This window comes from Pseudomonas sp. NPDC089401 (assembly GCF_044749485.1).
In the GTDB taxonomy this organism is placed as follows: Bacteria; Pseudomonadota; Gammaproteobacteria; order Pseudomonadales; family Pseudomonadaceae; genus Aquipseudomonas.
The window spans coordinates 25,673-45,609 of sequence record NZ_JBIVIA010000009.1 but is presented as its reverse complement, the minus strand read 5'-3'; the positions used below and the strand labels follow the sequence as shown (position 1 = coordinate 45,609).

Genomic DNA, 19,937 nt, shown 5'->3' with positions numbered 1-19,937 from the left:
CTCAGTCCGTCGAGGGGGAAGAAGAAGGTGCCAGGCGGCGCGCGCCGGCCATGCCAACGGCGACGATGGCACCGTCGGCGGCGATGGTGGCGGCAGTCAGTGGCAGGCCAGCGGAAACCGTCATGGGGTGAGCGACGAAGGCGTCGAGGCCGCTGCGCAGGAGCATCCCCGCCTGGTTGGCGAGCAACAGCTGGCCACCGGCGACGCGCAGGCCATTGAGCGATGCCGGAATCGGGTTGGTCAGTGCCTGGAAGCTGTCGCCACCGTCGTCAGAGGCGAACAGCGACCCGCGCAGGCCGCCGACCAGCAGACGGCCGCCGGGCAACACGGTGGCGGCGAAGTAGCTGCCATCGTAGGGCCCTTGCAGCGCCTGGAAATGCCCGCCGCCATCTTGCGAGCGAAGCAGCAGGCCCTGTTCGCCGGCGACGTACACCTGATTGTCGTGGCGCGCCAGGGCGTACAGGTGCAGGCCACGCCCGTTCGGCAGTTGTCCCATCTGCGACTGCCAACTGCGCCCGCCGTCGGCAGTGCCCATGGCCAGCCCGTAGGCGCCCACCACCATGCCGTTGCGGGCATCGGTGAAACTCAGGGCCAACAGCGGTTTGTCCGCGCCATCGTCCAGCAGCCGTTGCGCGCCCGCCATGCGCTGCTGGTCCGCGGCTGCCTCGGCGGCCTGCACCTCCAGGGCGGCGGCGCGCTTGCCGTCAAGCTGCAGGCTCCAGTGCTCGCCGGCGTCTTCGCTATGCAGCACCACGCCGGCATGGCCGACAGCCCAGCCGTTGCGGGCATCGACGAACTGCACGGCGGTCAGGCTGACACTCACCGGCACCGCGCTGGCCTGGCGCCAGCTGGTGCCATTGTCATCGGACAGCAGGACCACGCCCCGCTCGCCCACCGCAACCAGCCGCGCACCGGCCCGGGCCACGTCCTGCAACACCGCGCGCAGGGCCTGGGGCCCCTGCAGCGCGGGCTGCGCGAGCACATCCACACTGCCAGCGGCGTAGGCCGGTGGCAGCCCGCAACAGGCTGCCAGCAGCCAGCCGTAGAGCATCTTGTTCATCGCACGCACCCTTTTGTTGTTCTTGTTGGTTGCTACAGCCCAGGCACCGTTTCAGCGCACGCCCTCGCCGGCCATGGCGTCGGCGGTGAACACCGAGTCCTTGTAGGGCGGCACGATGCGGTACTGCTCGCTCTTGCCGGCGAACAGGTCGCCAGCGAACCAGGCACCGGAGAGCAGGTCGTAGAAGCCATTGGTCAGGGTCACCACGCCCGGCAGGTCGGGCAGCACCACCGGCGAGGTCCAGACCACCTTGGCCAGCTGGTTGCGGGCGTCGTAGCGCTCGCCCAGCACGGCGGCCCAGGTGTCCTCGTCGAGGTAGTAGGTGCTGCGTGGCATCACATGGCGCTGGCCGTTCTTCAGGGTCGCCTCGACCACCCACACACGGTGCAGCTCCCAGCGGATGGACTCGGGGTTCAGGTGGTGCGGGGCGAGCAGCGCCTCGGCACTGCTGGCGGTGAACACCTTGTTGGCGTTGTAGGGGATGTACAGCTCCTTCTTGCCCACCAGCTTCCAGTCGAAGCGGTCGAGACGGCCGTTGAACACGTACAGCTCATCGAAGCTCATGACCCCGGCGGTGGCCGGCGTCGGCGTGTCGCAGCAGGCGTTGGGCAGGCGACGCACACGGCGTTGACCCGGCAGGTAGGTCCACACCGCAGCCTTGTCGGCGTTGAGGTTCTCAAGCCCGGTAATGGCCTCGCCGGCACGCAGGGGCGGGCCGTCGTTGGTCATGCGGATGGACCAGAACACCCCTTTGTCGCCACTGCCACCGGGCAGGTACCAGGGCATCTGCAGATCGGCGCGCGAGTCGTTGGTGAGCACGTGCTTGCCATCGGCGGTGGTCAGGTACTGGTTGAAGCTGGCGTGCCAGGACACACCGCGCCAACGCAGCAAGTGGTTCCACATGGCTTCCACGCCATTGGCCGGGATCGGGAACGGGATGCCGCCGGATGCACCCTGGGGCATGGGGCCGCCCGGGCCGTCCAGCAGCTTGCCGCTGGTGGCGTTGGCGAGGGTGGCGTCATACACCGACTGCGGCGCAGCCGCGCTGCGGTGGGTCGGGTAGACGTCGAGACGGTAGCTGTCCGGGTACTTCCTGAGCATCGCCTGGATGCCCGGGGTCAGCTTGTCGGCGTACTGCGCCATGTTCTGCGCGGTGATGCGCAACAGCAGCTTGTCGCCGGCGAACGGATCGCCACGCTTGCCGCCGTCCTTGTAGGTCGGGTCGGCCTGGGTGTAGCCACCGGTCCAGGCCGGAATGCTGCCGTCGGCATTGCCGGCGCGCTCGCCACCAAGCGGGGTCAGGCTGGTGTTGAGGGTGGCCGCCTGTTCGGCGGACACGGCGGCAGCGGCGCCTTGGGCGAACAGCAGCGAAGCGCTCAGGGCAGCAATCAGGGGCAGGACTTTGTTGTTGTGTTTCATCGGGTGATCCTCGGTCAGAAGGTGCGGCTGACGGTGAAGGCGATGAAGTCGCGGTCTTTGAGCGACTGTTCGAAGGTGTAGTGGTTGTCGGCGTCGAGGAAGGTGTTCTGCGGCCCGTAGTAGTGCGTGTAGCTCAGGCCCAGACTCCAGGTATTGAGGTAGTTGCCCTTGAGGCCGATGTTCAGGTCACCGCCACGATCGGTGCCAAAGCCGGTGCCCAGCGCCATCGACGCGCCGTGGGTGTAGCTCGCGCCGATCGGCACCGACAGGTCGAGGCCGGGCAGGATCTGCCGGTACATCGGCTCGAACACCAGGCGCAGGCTGGTGGCGTCGCGGTCGGCGTTGGGGTCGACGGCATCGGCGTTCTTGCTCACGCTCATCACCCGGTTGAAGGCGATTTCGCCGATGAAGCTCGACTCGGCAGCGATGAAGTTCGGTTCCAGGCTGGCCAGCCAGGAGACATTGGCGTGCAGGGTGCGGCCAGTGGCGTACACCGGGTTGTCGTCATTGTCGATCGCCTCGCCCGCGGCCAGGGCATGCTGGTTGGTGGAGGCCAGCGGCTGGTTCCAGCGCGTCGACAGCTCACCGGCAAGGTTGAAGTTGCCGACGGTGGTGGAGAAGCTCGCGCCGAACGCCTCGATGCCTTCGGGGTACACCCAGTAGAACTCGCCGGCCTTGCCGCTGACCGGGTCAAGGGTGGCGAAGCCCGGGCGCACGTTGAGCTGCGGCGACTTGTCGTGGAAGCGGATGGCATACAGGCCCCAGTCGACAGTCTCGCTGCGCCAGCGCAGCTGCACGCCGCCCTGCCCCGAGTCCTTGGCCTCCTTGTCATTGCCGTGGAAGAACGCCAGGGGTTGGCCGCCGGGGAAGACCGGTGCGCCGACGAACATGCGCTCGGCGCCATCGCCGAAGAAGTCGTCACTGGAGAAATAGCTGCCCGCCGCCGGCAGGCGGTTGGCCTCCCACTCGAACTGGTAGTAGGCCCCCACCGACACGTCCGGCGTCAGTTGCAGCTGCCCGGAAATCTGCTGTACCGGACGGATCAGCTCCTTGAACTGTGTGTTGGGCACCGACAGGCCCTTGACCACGTCCACCGGCGCCATGCCGCCTGCGATGCCGTTCGCGCCGTAGAACAGGCTCTCGCCCCACTGCATGGCGTATTGGCCCAACCGGCCGGACAACGGCATGTCGCCGATCTCGGTCCTGCCGAAGACGAAGGCGTCGAGCAGTTCGCCCTTGCGCCCATGCAGCTTGCGCGTGGCGTGGGTGAACTGGTCGTGGTCGACCGAGTAACTGTTGGCACGGCTGGGGTCGCCGTTGTCGGTGCCCTGGTTGTAGACATCGTCGTACCAGGCCGCGCCGCTGACCCGTGCGCCGACGTTGTGGTAGGTGATGTCCAGCTCCGACAGCAGGTCGAGGCGGTTGGAGATCAGGCCCTTGTCGAAATTGCGGTCGCCGTCGTCCAGGTTCAGCGCGGTCTGCCCTTCGCTGAGCGTGCTGCTGGCGTCCTGGGTGCGCCAGGCGGCGCTGTACTTCAGGGTGTTGTCCCAGCGTACCCGCAGGTCGGGGTTGCCGCTGTCGAATTCGAAGGCCTGCGCCTGGCTTGCGGCCAGCGCGACGAGCGCCAGGCCGAGGGGCTTGAGCGCCGGCAGTGGCCGTGCGGATGCACCTTTGCGAGTCAACATCGGGGTTTCCTCTTTCTTGTTATTGTGTGGCGGTGTTGGCGTGGCGCCGACGCGCCGGGCAAAGCGCGTCAGATCGGCTGCGCAGTCATCTCCAGCATCCGCTTGACCAGGCCGATGCGGTCGAAGGCAGGATCGCGCTGGATCTCCTTCTCACCTGCCAGCAGGGACATTTCGCTGATGAACCTGCAGCGCTCGAAGCGCCGGCCCATGAAGCGCTGCAATTGCGCGTCGAGGCTGCCAGCGGCGGTGAGTTCCTCGGCCAGCACGACGGCATCCTCGATGGCCATGCCTGCGCCCTGCCCCAGGTGCGGCGTGGTGGCATGGGCGGCGTCACCGATCAGCAACACGCGGCCGCGATACCAGGGCTCGTCGACAAACACGGCTTCGAGCGGCTTGTAGACGACCTCGGCGCTGTCGACGATCTGCTCGCGCAATGCACCGATCAGCCCGCCGAAACCGGCCAGCCGCTGGCGCAGGCCATCGGCCAGGGTGGCGGGTTCCATCCACGGGTTGCCCGGCTCGTGGGAGGTGGTGAAGAGGTACATCAGGTCATCGGCCAGTGGCACCAGGCCCGCGTTGCCGGAGGGCCCCTGGTAGTTGGCAAGGTGATCGATGCCTGCAGCGCGCGGGAAGTTGTAGCGCCACACCGACTGGCCGGTGAAGCGCGGCTGATAACGGTCAGCGAACAGCAGGCTGCGCACCTTCGAATACAAGCCATCGGCACCGACCATGAGCCCGTAGCGCCCCTGGCTGCCGTCGCTGAACAGCACATCCACCGCACTGTCGTCCTGCTCGAAGCTTTCCACCGAGGTGCCCAGGCGCACCTGGGTGCCCAGTTCGATGGCGGTCTCGCTCAACACCTTGTGCAGGGCGCGGCGCGAGATACCGACATTGGCCGGATACTGCGGACCGGCCAGGCGCTGGCCGGGGATGCGCGCCAGTTGCTGCCCTGCGGTGGTGTAGATGGCCACGTCCTCGAAGGCGTAGGCCGCATCCAGGTAGGCTTCGAGCAGGCCCAGGCGGTACATCTCGCGTACCACATTGCTCTGTTGGATGATGCCGACGCCGTAGACGGTCCACTCGGTCTTCAGCTCGACCAGGTCGACGGCGATGCCCTTGCGACGCAGGGCGATGGCGGCGCACAGGCCACCGATTCCGCCGCCCACGATCAACACGTTGTTCACTGTATTCATGGCATGTCTCACGTTTTGTTCTTGTAGTCCGCCCCGTCCTGCGGGGTGGCCGTTTCCTGTGCCTGTGCACAGCTTCCAGGCGTCGTCGGGCGTTGACCAATCGCGTCGCAGGATGCGACCTATCGCGCGGCGCGATAGGTCAGCGCTCAAGCTGTGCCAGCGGCAATAGCAACCAGCCGCCCGCTTCCTGGTGCGCAAGTCCCTCCAGGGCTTCGCCACGGCAGGGACCGTGTACGCAAACGCCGTCCCCGGGCCTGAAGCGCGCGCCGTGGGCGTAGCAGACGATCCACTGGCCATCGGCACTCAGGAAGCGGTGCTTGCGGTATTCCAGAGGCACCCTCAAGTGCGGGCACCGGTTGCGGTACACCCGTACCTGGCCCTGGTGGCGCAGGGCGAACAGGTTGTCACTGCCGCTGCCTTGTGGATCGAAGCCGCGCGCCTGGCCCTCGCCCAGCTCATCGAGCCGGCACAGCGCCACGCAACCCATGCTTCAGCCTTGCTTCCCAGGTGGGCCACCCGGTGCCCACTTCTCCCGCGAGGCGAACAGGAACAGCTGCGAGTTGTCGGCCGACATCGGCGCCTGGCGCGCCGCCCAGTGGTCGTCGTGCTTGTCCATGTCGGCGTCGTACTCGATGTGGCAGCCCAGCGGGCTGTTGAAGTACCAGAACCAGTTGGAACCCAGCAGGTGGCGGCCCGGCCCCCAGAAGCTGGTCCAGCCGCGCTGCTGGAAGCGCGTGCCGGCCAGCAGTACCTCGGTGCCGCTGCCCATGTGGAAGGTGAAGTGCTCGCAACCCTGCATGTGCGGTGGCGTCTGGATCATGAACAGGCAGTGGTGATCGTCCATGGCGGCGCTGCGCATGAACGGGCCGACGCCCACGAAGCTGTCCGTGGTGACGAAGCCCAGGCGATCGCGGTAGAACGCTTCGCCCTTGGCCGCATCGGGTACGAAGTACACCACGTGGGACAAGGTGCGCGGCAACGCCGGCATGTCCGGGGTGATGCCCAGCTGGTTGAGCGGGCGTTGCGCTGCGCTGCCAGGCGCATTGGTCAGGTCGGCGGGCGCGTCGAAGGGGCGACGGCAGGTCACCTGGAAGGCAATGGCAAAGCCCAGGTCGTCGACGGTATGCAACGCGCCACTGGCGTCACGCCGCACTTCGCGGTCACGGCCCAGCTCGTCGGCGATGGCCGCCAGGTCGTCGCTCGACGCTACGCCGTAGACGGTCTCGCGCAGCGACGGCGTTGGCCCGAGCGCCGGCGGCAGGCCAGCGTCGTCGCCGCGGCGAATGATGATCGAGGTGCCGTCCAGGGCCTCGAAACGGCCACCGTCGGCGTCCAGCTGAACGGCCGCGAGGCCATAGTCACGCAGGCAATCGGCACAGGCCTGGATATCGTCGACGCCAAACACCAGTGCGTCGAGACCAAGAATGTTCATGGCTACCACTCCATTGAAATTGTTATTCGGCGAGGCAGGTCACCGGTAGTGGGTCGCGGCGGCACATCGGCCGTTCGACTGGAGCGCAGGTTGCTCGGTGCCGGGGTGGCGTGACCAATCGCGAGTCGAACTGCGAGGCATCGGCAATCGCGATACCTGAGCGCTGGCCCATGCGGGCCGGCGTTGGCTGGCTATCGGGGCCGAGGGGTCTTGACGTATCGGCAATGCAGCGGGAAGGTATCGCGAAAATAACTACAAGAGCCGAGAGCTATCACCATGCGCTTTCACCACCTGGACTTGAACCTGCTGGTTGCCCTGGACATCCTGCTCGAGGAGCAGAACATCACCCGCGCCGCCGAGCGCCTGCACATGACCCAATCGGCCACCAGTGGCGTGCTGGGGCGGCTGCGAACGTTTTTCGAGGACGAGTTGCTGGTGCAGGTCGGGCGCAAGATGCAGCCCACCCCCTATGCCCTGGAACTGGCCAAGCCGGTGCGCGAAGTGCTGCTGACCATTCGCTCGTCGATCACCGCCAGGCCGGTGTTCGACCCGGCCGCCAGCAAGCGCCACTTCCGCCTGGTGGCCTCGGACTACCTGATCAGCGTGGTGTTCGCCCAGGTCCTCCAGAGCATCCACCAGGAGGCGCCGCACATTACCTTCGAGATGATCAGCCCAGGCGACAACAGCGCCGAATTGCTGATGCGCGGCGAGGTCGACATGATGATCGTGCCCGAGCGCTACCTGATCGACGGCCATCCGGCACAGCTGCTGTTCGAGGAAGACCATGTCTGCGTGGTCTGGCGCGACAACCCCGAGGTGGGCGAGCAGCTGACCCTCGAGCAGTACATGCAGATGGGGCACATCTCGGTAGGCTTTGGCCGCAACCGCCACTTGAGCATCGAGGACTGGTTCATGAACCAGTACGGCTTCAATCGGCGCCTGGAAGTCATCACCAACGACTTCAACACCCTGCCCCAGTTGCTGGTGGGCACCGTTCGGATCGCCACCATGCACCGCCGGCTGGCCGAACTGTACGCCGGCTACCTGCCGTTGCGCCTGCTGCCGCCGCCGGTGAAGATCCCGCTCATGCGCGAGTTCATGATGTGGCACCGCAGCATGGACGGCGATCCCATGCACCGGTGGTTGCGCGAACGCATCTGCGATTTCATCCAGCGCGCCAGGCCGCAGCGCGAAACCTTGCGCGCCAGCGCCTGAACCGCACTTATCGCCCCTGCCACCGCAACGGTGGCGGGGCATCGCGTTTGGCGATACCTCGCATCCCCGATCACGATTGGCCCCACCCTGCCCTGCCTGCGTACCTTGCCTTCGAACCGCGCCCTGCGTGCCTGTCGCTATGTGGGCGCCGGACTCCACGACCGCAGAAGGACAACAACAATGTTCCGTTACTTCCCCACCAACTACGTCTGGAATCTCTCGGTGGACCTGGCCATCGAGATGGGTGCCCGCCTGGGTGAAATCGAGGAAATGTGCGCCCCGCTGCAGGAAGCCGCCAGGCAGCCAGACGCCGCCGGCACCCAAGCCTTCCGGGAAACCTGGTCGCGCATGGCCGACAAGCTCTGCGGCCTGGCCGCAGAAGACGAAGCCGCCGGCCGACACTTGTCCGCCGGGGAGAAATACAACCGCGCAGCTACCTACTACCTCACCTGCGAACGCCTGCAGGCCCACGCTGCGCCCGGCCGTGCCGCCCTCTATCAGCGTTTTCTCGACACCTTCGCCCGCGGCATCGACCTGGCCAGGGAGAACTGCGAGCGGGTGGAGATCCCCTACCAAGGCAAGCACCTCTCAGGCTTGCTGGTACGTGCCGAAGGCGTGAGTGGCCCGGCACCGCTGCTGGTGCAAGTCAACGGGCTGGATTCGACCAAGGAAATGAAATACCGCGTCGGCCTGCCCGCCTGGCTGGCCAGGCGTGGCGTGTCGTCGCTGATCATCGACCAGCCCGGTACCGGCGAGGCGCTGCGCCTGCACGGCATGACCGCACGCCATGACAGCGAACACTGGGCGAGCCGCGTCGTCGACTGGCTGGAAACCCGTGCCGATGTGGATGCCAGGCGCATCGGCCTGGAAGGCGTGTCCCTGGGCGGTTACTACTGCCCGCGCGCGGTGGCCTTCGAACCGCGCTTCGCCTGCGGTGTGGTGTGGGGCGCCAACCACGACTGGCGCGATGTGCAGAAGCGTCGTCTGGAACAAGAAGGCAACTTCCCGGTGCCCCACTACTGGGCGCACGTGCAATGGGTCTGGGGGGCGAAGGACATGGACGAGTTCATGCGCATCGCCGAGCAGGTGCACCTCGACGGCGTGCTCGACCGGATCCGCGTCCCGTTTCTGGTCACCCATGGCGAAAAGGACTCGCAGATCCCGCTCAAATGGGCGCACCGCACCTACGAGCAACTGGTCAACAGCCCGAAACGCGAACTGAAGATCTTCACCGACCGTGAAGGCGGCGTGCAGCATTCGAGCTTCGACAACAGCATCAATGCCGGGCACTACATCGCCGACTGGGTCGCCGAAACCCTTGCGAGCGCCCACCGATGAGTGCCCTGCACCTGCACTGCGCCACCCTGTTCGACGGCACCGGCCTGCACCCCCGCCGGCAACAGACACTGGTCATCGAAGGCGGCGTGATCCGCCATGTCGGGCCGTCCAGCGAGGCGCCCCGCCCGCAGCCCGGCGACCGTGAGGCCCACGGCCACTTCGTCATGCCGGGGTTGGTGGACGTGCACACCCACCTGGCGTTTGGCAATGCCCAGAGCGAGGAAGACATCGATATTTGGTCCAGCGATGAGTTCCGTGCCTTGCGCGGGCTGTTCTTCGCCCAACACGTGCTGGCAGCCGGCGTGACCTCGATGGTCTGCCCCGGCGACAGCGGCCAGCTCAGCATTGCCGTGCGCAACACGGTCAACGCCGGGCTGTTCGAAGGTCCGCGCATCGCGGCCAGCAGCCGTGTGATCACCAACCGGCAGAGCCTGAACGACTGGTTTCCCAGCCGCGTCGGCGCCCCTGAGTACTTCACCGCCGCGCTGGTCACCAGCCGCGCCGATGCCATTGCACAGATCCGCAAGCAGGCCAAGGACGGCGTTGACCTGATCAAGATCGCCATGGACGGCACCCACCGTCGCCGCAACGGTGAAATCGTCGCCGCCTTCACCGCCGACGAAACCCGTGAGATGGTCGACGAAGCCCACCGCCTCGGCTGCCGCGTGGCGACCCACGCCTATGGCCGGGAAGCGGTGATGTACGCGGCCAAGGCCGGCGTCGACCTGGTGTTCCACGCCTTCTACATGGATGACGCCTGCATCGAGGCGCTGCTCGAGGCCGGCAGCGTGCTCGCGCCGACCATGACCTTCCCGCAGAACACCGTGGACTTCTGCCAGCCCCATGACCCCGCGGTCAGCACAGGCTACGCCGGTTACTGCGCACGCACCCTGGAGCTCGGCTCGGCGGTGCTCAAGCGTGCCAAGGCCGCAGGCGTGCCCTTCGCCTGCGGCAGCGACAGCGGCTTTGCCGTGACCCCTTACGGCGAATGGCACGCCCGCGAGCTGGAACTGCTGGTGCGGCGCCTGGACTTCACGCCGGCCGAAGCGTTGTTCGCCGCCACCAACGTCGGCGCACGCCTGATGCCGCGCGGCGAGACCCTCGGCACCCTGGAACCTGGCAAACAGGCCGACCTGCTGGTGCTCGACGGCTCGCCCCTGGACGACATCCGCATCCTCCAGGACCGCGAACGCCTGCAAGCGGTGTACAAGGCCGGCGAACCGGTACGGCTGCAACGCACCGCCTACAACCCCAAGCAGGTGTCGGACTTCAACTCGTTGAAATGGACCGACCTCTACACCCGCGACCGGGTGGCCGAGCTTGGCAAATGGAGCCTGTGAGCATGACGACACTTGACTGTGAACTGGCGGGGCAACTGGCCGCCGCGACCCTGCAGCAAGCACGCGCGTTGAACCTCAAGCCGTTGGCCGCAGCGGTGCTCGACATCGCCGGCCACCCGTTGGCGGTGCTGCGCGACGAGCGGGCCAGCTTCCTGCGCCCGCAGATCGCCACCGGCAAGGCCCGCGGCTGCCTGGGCCTGGGCTTCGGCGGCCGTGAACTGGCACGCCGCGCCCAGGTCATGCCGGCGTTCTTCGATGCCATCAACAGCCTCACCGATGGCGAGGTGATTCCAGTGCCCGGCGGTGTGCTGCTGCGCGATGCCGAGGGCCGCCTGCTGGGCGCCATCGGTGTCAGTGGCGATACCTCGGACAACGATGAGCGCTGCGCGCTGCTGGCCATCGAGGCGCTCGGGCTGATCGGTGACAGCGGTGATCCTCGAGCGGCACATCCAGGGCGACCTGCACAGCCATGATTCATTGCGCTACCATGTCCGCCTCTTTCCTGAGGTCGCCTGTAATGAGCAAACACGGCCAGACCATCCTGGTCGCCCTGCGCAAGATGATCGCTTCCGGCGAACTGGCTGGCGGCTACCGCCTGATGGAAGTCCCCACGGCGGAGCGCTTCGGTGTTTCGCGCATGCCGGTGCGCATGGCGTTTCGCACCCTCGAACAGGAAGGCTTGCTGGTACGCCACGGTGGCAAGGGCTTCCAGGTCAGGACCCTGAGCGTCGAGGACATCACCGGCGCCGTGGAGGTCCGCGGTGTGCTGGAGGGGCTGGCAGCGCGGCAATGCGCCGAGCGCGGCCTCGCCCCCGAGGCACTGGCCACGCTCCAGGAATGCCTGGAGCAAGGCGACGCGCTGTTCGACAAGGGCTACATCACCGAGCAGGACCTCGAGGCCTTCCATGACCTCAACCTGCGTTTCCACCAGGTGATCGTCGATGGCAGCGGCAACCCGGCCATTGCCGAGGCCCTGGCGCGCAATGACCACCGCCCCTTCGCCTCGGTGTCGGCGCTGGCCTTCGACCGCGACGACATGGCCCGCGAGTACCGCCGCTTCAACTTCGCCCACATGCAGCACCACTCGCTGGTCGATGCACTGCGCAGCCGCCAGGGTGCGCGCGCCGAAGGCATCATGCGCGAACACGCCAATGCCACGCTGCGCTACGCCGAAGTGTTCGGCGCAGCCAGCGCGGCAGTCGGGGTACAGGTGATTTCCAAGGGCGCCTAGCGCGCCCTTGGCTTACAAGTCCAGCACCAGCACGGCAGACCTGGCGCGGGAGCAGCAGGGAGTGAACTGGTCGTTGGCCGCCTGCTCGTCTTCGGTCAGGTACAGGTCGCGGTGCTCCGGCACCCCCTCCAGCACCCGTGTCAGGCAGGTGCCGCACACCCCTTGCTCGCAGGAAACGGCAATCGACACGCCGTGGCTTTCCAGCACCTGGACCACCGTCCGGTCCGGCGGAATCTCGAACACCTGCCCGGTGCTGCCGAGCTTGACCGAGAAGGTGCCATCGTTGCCGGTGTCGACCGGTGTGCCAGCAAAGTATTCCCGGTGCAGTTGCGCCTGCGGCCAACCCTGGTCGCGGGCCGTGTCCAGCACATGCTGCATGAACCCGGCCGGGCCGCAGACGTACAGGTGATCGTCAGCCCCCGGCTGTGCCAGCACCTGCGCTGCATCGAGGCGTGACTGGGGCGATTCGTCGAAGTGCAGGTGCACCCGGTCGGCGAATGGCGCGTCGGCCAGGCGCTGGACAAACGCCGCCCGCTCGCTTGAACGGGCGCAGTAGTGCAGCTCGAAGTCGTCGCCTTGCAGCCACAGCTGCTCGGCCATGCAGAGTATCGGCGTGATGCCGATCCCGCCGGCGAACAGCAGGCTGCGGGTGGCGCCGGGCACCAGCTCGAAAAGGTTGCGTGGCGCACTGATGTGCAGACGCTGCCCGGCCTGGACCTGCTCGTGCAGGCAGCGCGAACCACCGCGTGAAGCGGCGTCGTTGAGCACGCCGATCAGGTAGCGGTGGCGTTCCTCGGGGGGATTGCACAGGGAATATTGGCGCACCAGCCCGCCGGGCAGGTGCACATCGATATGCGCCCCGGCGTTGAACGCGGGCAACGGGTTGCCCTCGGCGCAGGCCAGTTCGTAGCTGCAGATACCTTCTGCTTCGGTGTTACGGGACTTCACGACAACTTCAATCATGGCGGACCTTCCGTTGACGGCCACCGCAGTGGCCGGGCACGACATCGACAGGGAGCTTCACTGGGCGCTTGCGATCAACTGCGGGGCCAGTTGCGACCGTTCCTCGGCGAGCAAGCGCTCGAGGATCTTGCGCGACTGCACGCCACCGGCATCGATGTTGAGCTTGAGCAGGTTGCGCTGCGGGTTGGCCAGCAGGTTTGCCTGCTGCTGCTCGAGCATGTCGAGGTCTTCGCTGAAGATCTTGCCCTGCCCTTCGCGGATGCTGGCAGTGAGGGCCTGGTCCTGCGGGTTGAAGTTGCGCGCCATGCCCCAGAAGTACCAGATGGAGGTTTCGGTTTCCGGGGTGATGAAGTCGACCACGATGCTCGATGCCTTGTGCTCCGGCGCCGCGTCGTAACCGCCCTTGCCCGCCAACGCCACGCCCACTTCGATCAGTACATGGCTGGGCGGGGTGAAACGGCAGATCTGCCAGCGATCGACGGGCTGGTCGTCGGGCAGGTTGTTGCCGCGCAGGGCCATGCGCCAGAACGGCGGGGCCATGATGTTTTCCATGTGCCGGGCCGTGACGACCTCATCGCCATTGACCGTGGTCACCGGAGGGGCTTCGTCGATTTCCTTCTGGCCGATGCTGGAGGCATGGACGTAGGTTTCGTGGGTCAGGTCCATGAGGTTGTCGATCATCAGGCGATAGTCGCACTGGATGTGGAACAACCCACCGCCGTAGGCCCACTGATCGCTCTCGGCCCATTCCAGGTGGCAGAGGGTGGCGGGGTCGGCCTTGTCCTGCTCGCCCGGCCAGACCCAGATGAAGCCATAGCGCTCGACGGTGGCGTAGGTCTTGTTGCAAGGGAAGCCGCGCACGCGCTGGCCGGGCATCGACACGGTCTTGCCGTCGCAGCCCATCACCAGGCCGTGATAGCCGCAGACCAGCTTGCCATCCTCGACATAGCCCAGGGACAGCGGCGCGCCACGGTGCGGGCAGAAGTCCTCGACGGCGTGGACCTGGTTTTCCAGGCCGCGGTAGAACACCATTTTTTCCCCGCAGATCTGCCGACCCAAGGGTTTGTCAGTGAGCTCATCAGGGGTGCAGGCGACATACCAGGCGTTTTTCGGGAACATGAATCTCTCCGGGATTTTGTTTTTGTGGATCCATTGAAAGCGACAAGGCGCTAGATAGTCAATTTATTTAGCGTTATTTCACTTTTCATGGATCCACAAATCAAAATCACACCCTGCCACTATCTTCAACTGACCGGGTCAGACGCTCAGGGCTCGTAGGTGACACGCACGGCATAGCCGGCGTTGATTACCTACAGAGTGATACACGGCGAGCGTTTCCAGACATATCCCAGACAACCGCCATTGACACCATGGCGCCTCGAACCGCGGCGACATCCCGCACGCCGCGTTCATACCTGGGAGTCCGCCATGCACCACCACGCCAAAACTGCCAGCCTCCATGGCTGGAGACTGTTCTCGTTGTTGTCCCTGTTCGTGCTGATCGTCACTGCGCTGGCCCTGTGGTCCCAACCGCAATGGGTCGAAGCCCTGCGCAGCGCGATCCGAACCACTGCCCGGACATCCTTCGCCTTGTTCCTGCTGACCTTCCTCGCCTCGGCACTGGCGGCCCTGGTGCCCAGCACCTTCACCCACGGCCTGCTGCGCGAGCGGCGCTTCCTGGGGCTGGCGTTCGCCTTTTCCCATGCCGTACACGCGGTGCTGATCATCCTCTACGTAAAGCTTTTCCCCGAAACCTTCTGGCATGGCCGCACGGCTGCGGCGAACATCCCCGGCTCGATCGGTTATCTGTTCATCATCCTGCTGACCATCACCTCCTTCCCCGCCGCCGTGAAACTGCTCGGTGCCCGCGTCTGGAAAGGGCTGCACAGCACCGGCACATGGGTGATTGCCGGGGTATTCGTGCTGTCGTTCTACAAGCGCATCCCCATGGGTTCCTGGTATCCGCTGGGTTTCGCGCTGATCTTCAGCGCCGTTGTCTTCAAGCTCCTCGCCAAGCTGGCCGTGCGCTTGCGGCGTAACGCCCGCACCGCCACAGCGTCAAGCGCCAGTCACTGACTGCTCTCATCGCCGGACAACCGTATCGAGTGGACACGTCAGCGTGATACGCGTACCGCGATCAGCAGGCCCCGCATCGATATCGAGCCCATGGCGGTGCAGGTGAGCGACGGCAGCCACCAATGACAGCCCAAGCCCGTTACCAGGCTGCTGCCGGGTCTCATCCCCCCGGTACAGCCTGCGCGTCACGCTCTTGCGCTCACTGGCCGGGATCCCCGGGCCATTGTCCAGCACTTCGATCTTGACGCTGTCTGCTTCAAGCATGCAGGCCAGAACGATCACCCCGCCCGGCTGGGTGAACTTGATGGCGTTGTCGATCAGGTTGGTCAGTGCTTCGAAAAGCAGTGAAACATCGCCCAGCAACGGCGGGCAGTCCGCACTTGCCTGAAGCACCAGTCGCTGGCGTTTCTCCTGGGCGAGCGGCTCGTAGAACTCGTGCGCCTGAGCCAGCAAGGCCGCCGGCTGAAACGGCTGGAAGGCCGATCGCCGGCGGGTGTCCTCGAGCTCTGAAATACGCAACAGCCCCTGGAAACGCGACATGATCGACTCACTCTCCTCCAGCGCCAGGTTCACGCTGCGCGCGTGGGCCCGTTGCAACGGCAGCTTCTGAAGCTGATGCAGGTGGGTGTTGAGCCGGGTCAGCGGCGTTCGCAGGTCATGGGCGATGGCGTCACACACCCCTTTGACCTCGAGCATCAACTGCTCGATATGCGCGAGCATGGTATTGACTGCGTTGGCCAGCATGTCCAGCTCATCGCGACGGGGCGACAGCGGCAGCCGTTCACGCAGATCCCCCGAAACGATGCGCTCGGTGATGCGCTGCAAGTGCTCGACCCGGCGGATCGGCCGCCGACGCAGCAGGCGCCAGCCGATCAGGCCCGGCAGCAGCGTGAGCGACAGCCCCCAGAAGAACGCGTGGCCGATGATGCCGCCAACTGCGGCGATCGACCCGCCGTCGCGGGAGAACACCAGGATCCTGCCGTCCGGCCTGTTTACCCGTATGGCATAGCTGCTGCGCGTTTCTTCATGGGGCACGGCAATGCGCAAACCGCGCTCCAGGTAGTGCACACGACCGTCATCCGTCAGGTTCCGCCGCAGCTTGAGCAGATGGCCCTGAACATGGGTGCCGTTGGCCTCGAACAGCCCATAGGCGTCGATGCCGGGGACCGAATACACCTCGCCTTCTTCCAGTTCCGCGACCAGCGCCTCGTCACTGACCTTCTGGTAGTAATGCGCGCGCTGCATCAAGGTCCGCTCCGCCACCGAGCCGAGGTAGCGGGCGATTTCCCAATAGAGCACGCCGGTGAACATCGCCCCCCAGGCGACGAAGAACAGCGCGTACAGGCTGATCAGCCGGCTGCCGCTGGAGCGCCAGCGATCAGTGGTTTTCGACCAGAACATAACCTGTCCCACGAATCGTCTGAATGATGGGCGCCTTGGGTTCGGCGATTTTCTTGCGCAGGCGCGCCAGGTGCACATCGATGATGTTGGTGCCCGGGTCGAAGTGGTAGCCCCACACTTCCTGGAACAACATGGTCCGCGTCACCAGCTTGCCGGCGTGGCGCATGAGGTAGGTCAGCAACTTGAACTCGGTCGGCAACAGTGGAATCGGCGTGCCCTGCAGCGTCGCGGTCTGCGCGATCAGGTTGACCTGTAAGCCGCCGTAGTCGATGCAATGGCTGACCATGCCCGATGTGCCGCATCGCAGCAGCACTTCGAGCCGGGCAATCATCTCGATCATCGAGAACGGTTTGGTCAGGTAGTCATCGCCCCCGGAGCGCAAGCCACGCACACGCTCGTCCACATCGGACAGCGCGCTGATCATCAGCACCGGCGTGTGGATCGCCAGCTGGCGCAGGGTGCTGACGATGGTCAGCCCGTCGAAGTGCGGCAGCATGCGGTCCAGGGTGATGACGTCGTACTTTCCGGAAATGGCCAGCGCCAGCCCTTCCCGGCCGTTGTCGGCCCAGGTGGCGGTGAAGTCATGGCTTTGCAACTCTGCAACGATGGCGCTTGCGGTGACCTCGTCGTCTTCAATTACCAGTGCGCGACTCATTCGATGCTCCAGGCTCAGGGGGCATCAGTCTAAAGGCATGGGCATCGGGAGCTGGCGTATATGAAAATTTCTTAACGGAGCACAGATGTACTCCTGGCGATTCTGCAGCATCAGGTGGTGATCATTCGCTGCCCAGGGTCGGCACTTCACCGGGAAACAGCTGCCGGTCCCCGAGCTTTTCCAGCAGAAAGTCATACACCAGCCGGATCCTGCGCGGCACCGCCCCGGGGCGCGTCCGATAGAGCACCAGCTCAAGCGGCTTCGGTGCGAGTTCCGGCAACACCTCTACAAGCGTGCCTTGGGACAAATGAGGTTCGGCGAGGTACAGGGGAATCTGCGCCAGCACAACCCCCTGCAAGACCATCTCCAGTTCGGTTTCCGGGTCATCGCAGGTGAAGCCGGGCAGTTGCGGAATGAAGCTCTCTTCGCCCGGAAAGATCCATGGCCAGCCGCGCCCGGATCGCCGGTCCAGCAGCAGGGACAAGGGCATTGCCTTCAGCTCGTCGAGGTTCGACGGCGCGCCTGCGCTGGCAATCAAGGCCGGCGTGGCCACCACCTTCAATGGCACGCTGGCCACGGTCCTGGCAATGAACCTGCGATCACGTACCGTCCCCACGCGGATGCCGATGTCGATCTTCGATATCACCGAGTCGGTCAACTCGTCATCCAGGGTCAGGTCGATGCTCAGCTTGGGGTGCTTGCGGCGCAGCTCGGCCAGAAAGCGCGCCAGGTAGAGCTTGCCAATCGCATGGGGGGCCGTCAGCCCTACCCGCCCTGCAACTTCCTCGTCCCGGCCGTCGGCCTTCATGAACAGCTGGTCGAAGCTGTCCACGGCAGCTCTGGCCTCCTCCGCCAGCCCCCTGGCGAAATCGGTGATGCTCATTTGCCGCGTGCTTCGATGAAACAGCGGCTCGCCCATGAGCCGTTCAAGCTCCTGCACCGCCCGGGTGACCTTCTGCGGCGAGGTACCGAGCTGGTTCGCGGCCTCACGGAACGAAGAGCAGTCAACGACGGCCAGGAAGACCCTGACCATTTCGAGTCGGTTCAGCACTTTATTCTTCCATTTTACGGAATTTTCAAATCCTGAATATTCCATTCTCCGCGATTGAATGACAACCCATAATCGGTGCCATCTCCACCTGACGAGGTTACTGAAATGAGCAAGGGTATCGAAGCCAAGGTTGTCGTGATCACCGGTGCAAGCAGCGGCCTGGGCGAGGCCACCGCTCGCCACCTGGCCAGCCTGGGCGCCCGGGTGGTGCTCGCCGCACGCCGCGAAGAGCGCCTCCATGCAATCGTCGAAGACATCAAGGCTGCCGGCGCTCAGGCCACCGCGCTCGCGGTCGATGTGACGCGCCGTGAAGACCTGGTCGCCCTGATGCAGCACGCCGTGAACACCTTCGGGCGCGTCGACGTGATGATCAACAACGCAGGCCTGATGGCCATCGCGCCGATCGCCGAATTGCGCGTCGACGAATGGGACCGCATGATCGACATCAACATCAAGGGCGTGATGTACGGTATCGCCGCCGCCCTGCCCCTGTTCCAGCAGCAAGGTTCGGGGCACTTCATCAACATTTCATCGGTTGCCGGTATCAAGGTGTTCAGCCCGGGCGGTTCGGTGTACAGCGGTACCAAATACGCGGTGCGGGCGATTTCCGATGGCTTGCGCCATGAGGTCGGCAGCAGTATCCGCACCACCACGATCGAACCGGGTGCGGTGGACTCCGAACTGAAGTTCGGCAGCGGCCACGAAGCCAGCGCGCAGGCGGTGGCGGACTTCTACAAGCAGGCGATCCCGGCCGAATCCGTTGCGCGGGCCATTGCATTTGCCATTGAACAACCGGCCGATGTCGATATCAATGAAATCGTGCTGCGCCCAACATCCCAGGACTTCTGAGCGAGGAAAACGACGTGAACGTTTTGATGGTAAGGCCCCGATTGGGCGCCTTTCATCATCGAGGGCGGCAAGCTGGTCACCGGGCAGAACCCGGCAAGCTCCGAAGGTGTCGCTGATGCCCTGGTCGCCCGACTGAAGTAACCTGTACAGCCGCACGGCACCTGCCCGAGACGCCGTGCGGCTGAACTTCACCCCGGCCTCAGCCGCCAACCGCATTGGAACTCACGCCGTGTCCAGCCCATCACTGACCTCCCGCGAGGTCTATCAACTGCTCAAGGACCTCGCCCTGGGTGTGCGCACGGTTCAGCGTCTCGAGGCCCAGGCCCGCGGCGGGCTTTGGCTGATGGAAGCCGAAGGCTGGCGCTTGAGCGTGCAACGCGATCGCGACGCCCTGGAATACTGCGAGAGCTGCCACGCGCCTGACGGCCGTGCCTATCACTTCGATACCCGCCAACGCTTCGGTACCGATCCGCTGGAGCTGCTCAGCACCTGGGAGCGCCAACAACTGGAAAACCTGTTGAAGAAACAGTCCCGCATTTGACCAGGGCGTTGTCCCGTCAGATGAGCTGACAGGACATCCAGGTGGTCACTGCGTGTGCCACCTGGAGTGGTGAATTGTCTGACCGCGCCCTTCATGAAACCCTATCGCCTACCGCTCGGCGCCTCCCCGCAAAAACATCTTGCGCACCAACCATCCCCCGCTATGCTGGCAAAAGCCCGCTAATGGCCACTAGCCTTTAGCCGGCCGCCCGGTTTGTTGTCCGGACATCGCAACGCTGATTAGCAGAGAGCTATATGCCGTGACCTGCACGGTGTTTCCCAGGAGGGAGTCATGCCTGCACCAGGACCGTACCTGATCGCTTTGCGCAAAGGCGTCTGCCTGACAAACGCCAGCCTCCCCTTCGCCTCGAAGCTTATCGCTCTGATCGCCAACGACCTGCCCGAGTACTTCGGCCCGAGCTGACAGGCGCTCGGCCGCACGCTTTTCGACCTATGTGCAAGCCACCACAGACTCGCGTTCCTGGCAGT

Annotated in this window: 20 protein-coding genes and 1 pseudogene; 10 read left to right on the top strand and 11 right to left on the bottom strand. The window is 65.2% G+C overall.

Annotated features, from left to right (window positions below; translation table 11 throughout):
• Position 1: 1 nt before the first annotated feature.
• The 6 genes from ACIP21_RS19975 to ACIP21_RS19950 all read right to left on the bottom strand — a co-directional run bounded on the left by ACIP21_RS19975 (position 2) and on the right by ACIP21_RS19950 (position 6,789).
• Positions 2 to 1,060 (bottom strand): WD40/YVTN/BNR-like repeat-containing protein, encoded by a 1,059-nt coding sequence (locus ACIP21_RS19975; protein ID WP_400691028.1) that lies wholly within the window; start codon positions 1,058 to 1,060, stop codon positions 2 to 4.
• A 51-nt stretch (positions 1,061 to 1,111) separates the two neighbouring features.
• Complete coding sequence (locus ACIP21_RS19970) at positions 1,112 to 2,479, bottom strand: DUF1329 domain-containing protein (RefSeq protein WP_400691025.1); 1,368 nt, start codon at positions 2,477 to 2,479, stop codon at positions 1,112 to 1,114.
• 14 nt (positions 2,480 to 2,493) lie between these two features.
• Complete coding sequence (locus tag ACIP21_RS19965; protein WP_400691022.1) at positions 2,494 to 4,164, bottom strand: DUF1302 domain-containing protein; 1,671 nt, start codon at positions 4,162 to 4,164, stop codon at positions 2,494 to 2,496.
• A 68-nt stretch (positions 4,165 to 4,232) separates the two neighbouring features.
• Positions 4,233 to 5,357: an FAD-dependent oxidoreductase gene (locus tag ACIP21_RS19960; protein ID WP_400691019.1), complete on the bottom strand. Its 1,125-nt coding sequence runs from the start codon at positions 5,355 to 5,357 to the stop codon at positions 4,233 to 4,235.
• Positions 5,358 to 5,496: 139 nt separating this feature from the next.
• Entirely contained in the window at positions 5,497 to 5,844 is a 348-nt protein-coding gene (locus tag ACIP21_RS19955; protein ID WP_400691016.1) for a Rieske (2Fe-2S) protein, read from the bottom strand.
• Between the two features lie 3 nt (positions 5,845 to 5,847).
• The gene (locus ACIP21_RS19950; protein ID WP_400691013.1) at positions 5,848 to 6,789 is read right to left on the bottom strand and encodes a VOC family protein; all 942 of its coding nucleotides are present in this window, start codon (positions 6,787 to 6,789) and stop codon (positions 5,848 to 5,850) included.
• A 276-nt stretch (positions 6,790 to 7,065) separates the two neighbouring features.
• On the opposite strand from ACIP21_RS19950, the gene ACIP21_RS19945 reads away from it, so the two are divergent.
• The 5 genes from ACIP21_RS19945 to ACIP21_RS19925 all read left to right on the top strand — a co-directional run bounded on the left by ACIP21_RS19945 (position 7,066) and on the right by ACIP21_RS19925 (position 11,913).
• Positions 7,066 to 8,004 (top strand): LysR family transcriptional regulator, encoded by a 939-nt coding sequence (locus ACIP21_RS19945; RefSeq protein ID WP_400691011.1) that lies wholly within the window; start codon positions 7,066 to 7,068, stop codon positions 8,002 to 8,004.
• A 180-nt stretch (positions 8,005 to 8,184) separates the two neighbouring features.
• On the top strand, positions 8,185 to 9,342 hold the full coding sequence (locus tag ACIP21_RS19940; protein WP_400691008.1) for an alpha/beta hydrolase family protein: 1,158 nt from the start codon (positions 8,185 to 8,187) through the stop codon (positions 9,340 to 9,342).
• A complete protein-coding gene (locus ACIP21_RS19935) occupies positions 9,339 to 10,682 on the top strand; it encodes an amidohydrolase family protein (RefSeq protein WP_400691005.1) in 1,344 nt (447 codons plus the stop codon). The genes ACIP21_RS19940 and ACIP21_RS19935 overlap by 4 nt, the downstream gene beginning before the upstream one ends.
• 2 nt (positions 10,683 to 10,684) lie before the next feature.
• The gene (locus ACIP21_RS19930) at positions 10,685 to 11,155 is read left to right on the top strand and encodes a heme-binding protein (RefSeq protein ID WP_400691002.1); all 471 of its coding nucleotides are present in this window, start codon (positions 10,685 to 10,687) and stop codon (positions 11,153 to 11,155) included.
• Between the two features lie 44 nt (positions 11,156 to 11,199).
• The gene (locus ACIP21_RS19925; RefSeq protein ID WP_400691000.1) at positions 11,200 to 11,913 is read left to right on the top strand and encodes a GntR family transcriptional regulator; all 714 of its coding nucleotides are present in this window, start codon (positions 11,200 to 11,202) and stop codon (positions 11,911 to 11,913) included.
• A 12-nt stretch (positions 11,914 to 11,925) separates the two neighbouring features.
• On the opposite strand, the gene ACIP21_RS19920 is transcribed toward ACIP21_RS19925, so the two are convergent.
• Both ACIP21_RS19920 and ACIP21_RS19915 read right to left on the bottom strand, forming a co-directional pair.
• Positions 11,926 to 12,876: a PDR/VanB family oxidoreductase gene (locus ACIP21_RS19920; RefSeq protein ID WP_400690997.1), complete on the bottom strand. Its 951-nt coding sequence runs from the start codon at positions 12,874 to 12,876 to the stop codon at positions 11,926 to 11,928.
• 57 nt (positions 12,877 to 12,933) lie between these two features.
• Positions 12,934 to 13,995, bottom strand: coding sequence for a Rieske 2Fe-2S domain-containing protein (locus tag ACIP21_RS19915; protein WP_400690994.1), 1,062 nt, complete (start codon positions 13,993 to 13,995; stop codon positions 12,934 to 12,936).
• Between the two features lie 309 nt (positions 13,996 to 14,304).
• On the opposite strand from ACIP21_RS19915, the gene ACIP21_RS19910 reads away from it, so the two are divergent.
• Positions 14,305 to 14,952, top strand: a complete 648-nt coding sequence (locus tag ACIP21_RS19910) for a hypothetical protein (RefSeq protein ID WP_400690991.1) — start codon at positions 14,305 to 14,307, stop codon at positions 14,950 to 14,952.
• Positions 14,953 to 14,958: 6 nt separating this feature from the next.
• Here ACIP21_RS19910 and ACIP21_RS19905 read toward each other — a convergent pair whose 3' ends face one another.
• The 3 genes from ACIP21_RS19905 to ACIP21_RS19895 all read right to left on the bottom strand — a co-directional run bounded on the left by ACIP21_RS19905 (position 14,959) and on the right by ACIP21_RS19895 (position 18,059).
• A complete protein-coding gene (locus ACIP21_RS19905) occupies positions 14,959 to 16,353 on the bottom strand; it encodes a sensor histidine kinase (RefSeq protein WP_400690988.1) in 1,395 nt (464 codons plus the stop codon).
• Positions 16,331 to 17,008 (bottom strand): response regulator transcription factor, encoded by a 678-nt coding sequence (locus tag ACIP21_RS19900; RefSeq protein WP_400690986.1) that lies wholly within the window; start codon positions 17,006 to 17,008, stop codon positions 16,331 to 16,333. Before ACIP21_RS19900 ends, ACIP21_RS19905 begins: the two co-directional genes overlap by 23 nt.
• Positions 17,009 to 17,129: 121 nt before the next feature.
• Positions 17,130 to 18,059 (bottom strand): LysR family transcriptional regulator, encoded by a 930-nt coding sequence (locus ACIP21_RS19895; protein ID WP_400690984.1) that lies wholly within the window; start codon positions 18,057 to 18,059, stop codon positions 17,130 to 17,132.
• Between the two features lie 105 nt (positions 18,060 to 18,164).
• On the opposite strand from ACIP21_RS19895, the gene ACIP21_RS19890 reads away from it, so the two are divergent.
• From ACIP21_RS19890 to ACIP21_RS19875, 4 genes and pseudogenes are all read left to right on the top strand, one after another.
• On the top strand, positions 18,165 to 18,908 hold the full coding sequence (locus ACIP21_RS19890; protein ID WP_400690981.1) for an SDR family oxidoreductase: 744 nt from the start codon (positions 18,165 to 18,167) through the stop codon (positions 18,906 to 18,908).
• A 33-nt stretch (positions 18,909 to 18,941) separates the two neighbouring features.
• Positions 18,942 to 19,049 (top strand): annotated as a pseudogene (locus tag ACIP21_RS19885) (type 1 glutamine amidotransferase domain-containing protein); the annotation flags it as partial.
• A gap of 88 nt (positions 19,050 to 19,137) precedes the next feature.
• Positions 19,138 to 19,449: a hypothetical protein gene (locus ACIP21_RS19880; protein ID WP_400690979.1), complete on the top strand. Its 312-nt coding sequence runs from the start codon at positions 19,138 to 19,140 to the stop codon at positions 19,447 to 19,449.
• A gap of 291 nt (positions 19,450 to 19,740) precedes the next feature.
• The gene (locus ACIP21_RS19875) at positions 19,741 to 19,872 is read left to right on the top strand and encodes a hypothetical protein (RefSeq protein ID WP_400690976.1); all 132 of its coding nucleotides are present in this window, start codon (positions 19,741 to 19,743) and stop codon (positions 19,870 to 19,872) included.
• Positions 19,873 to 19,937 lie beyond the last annotated feature (65 nt).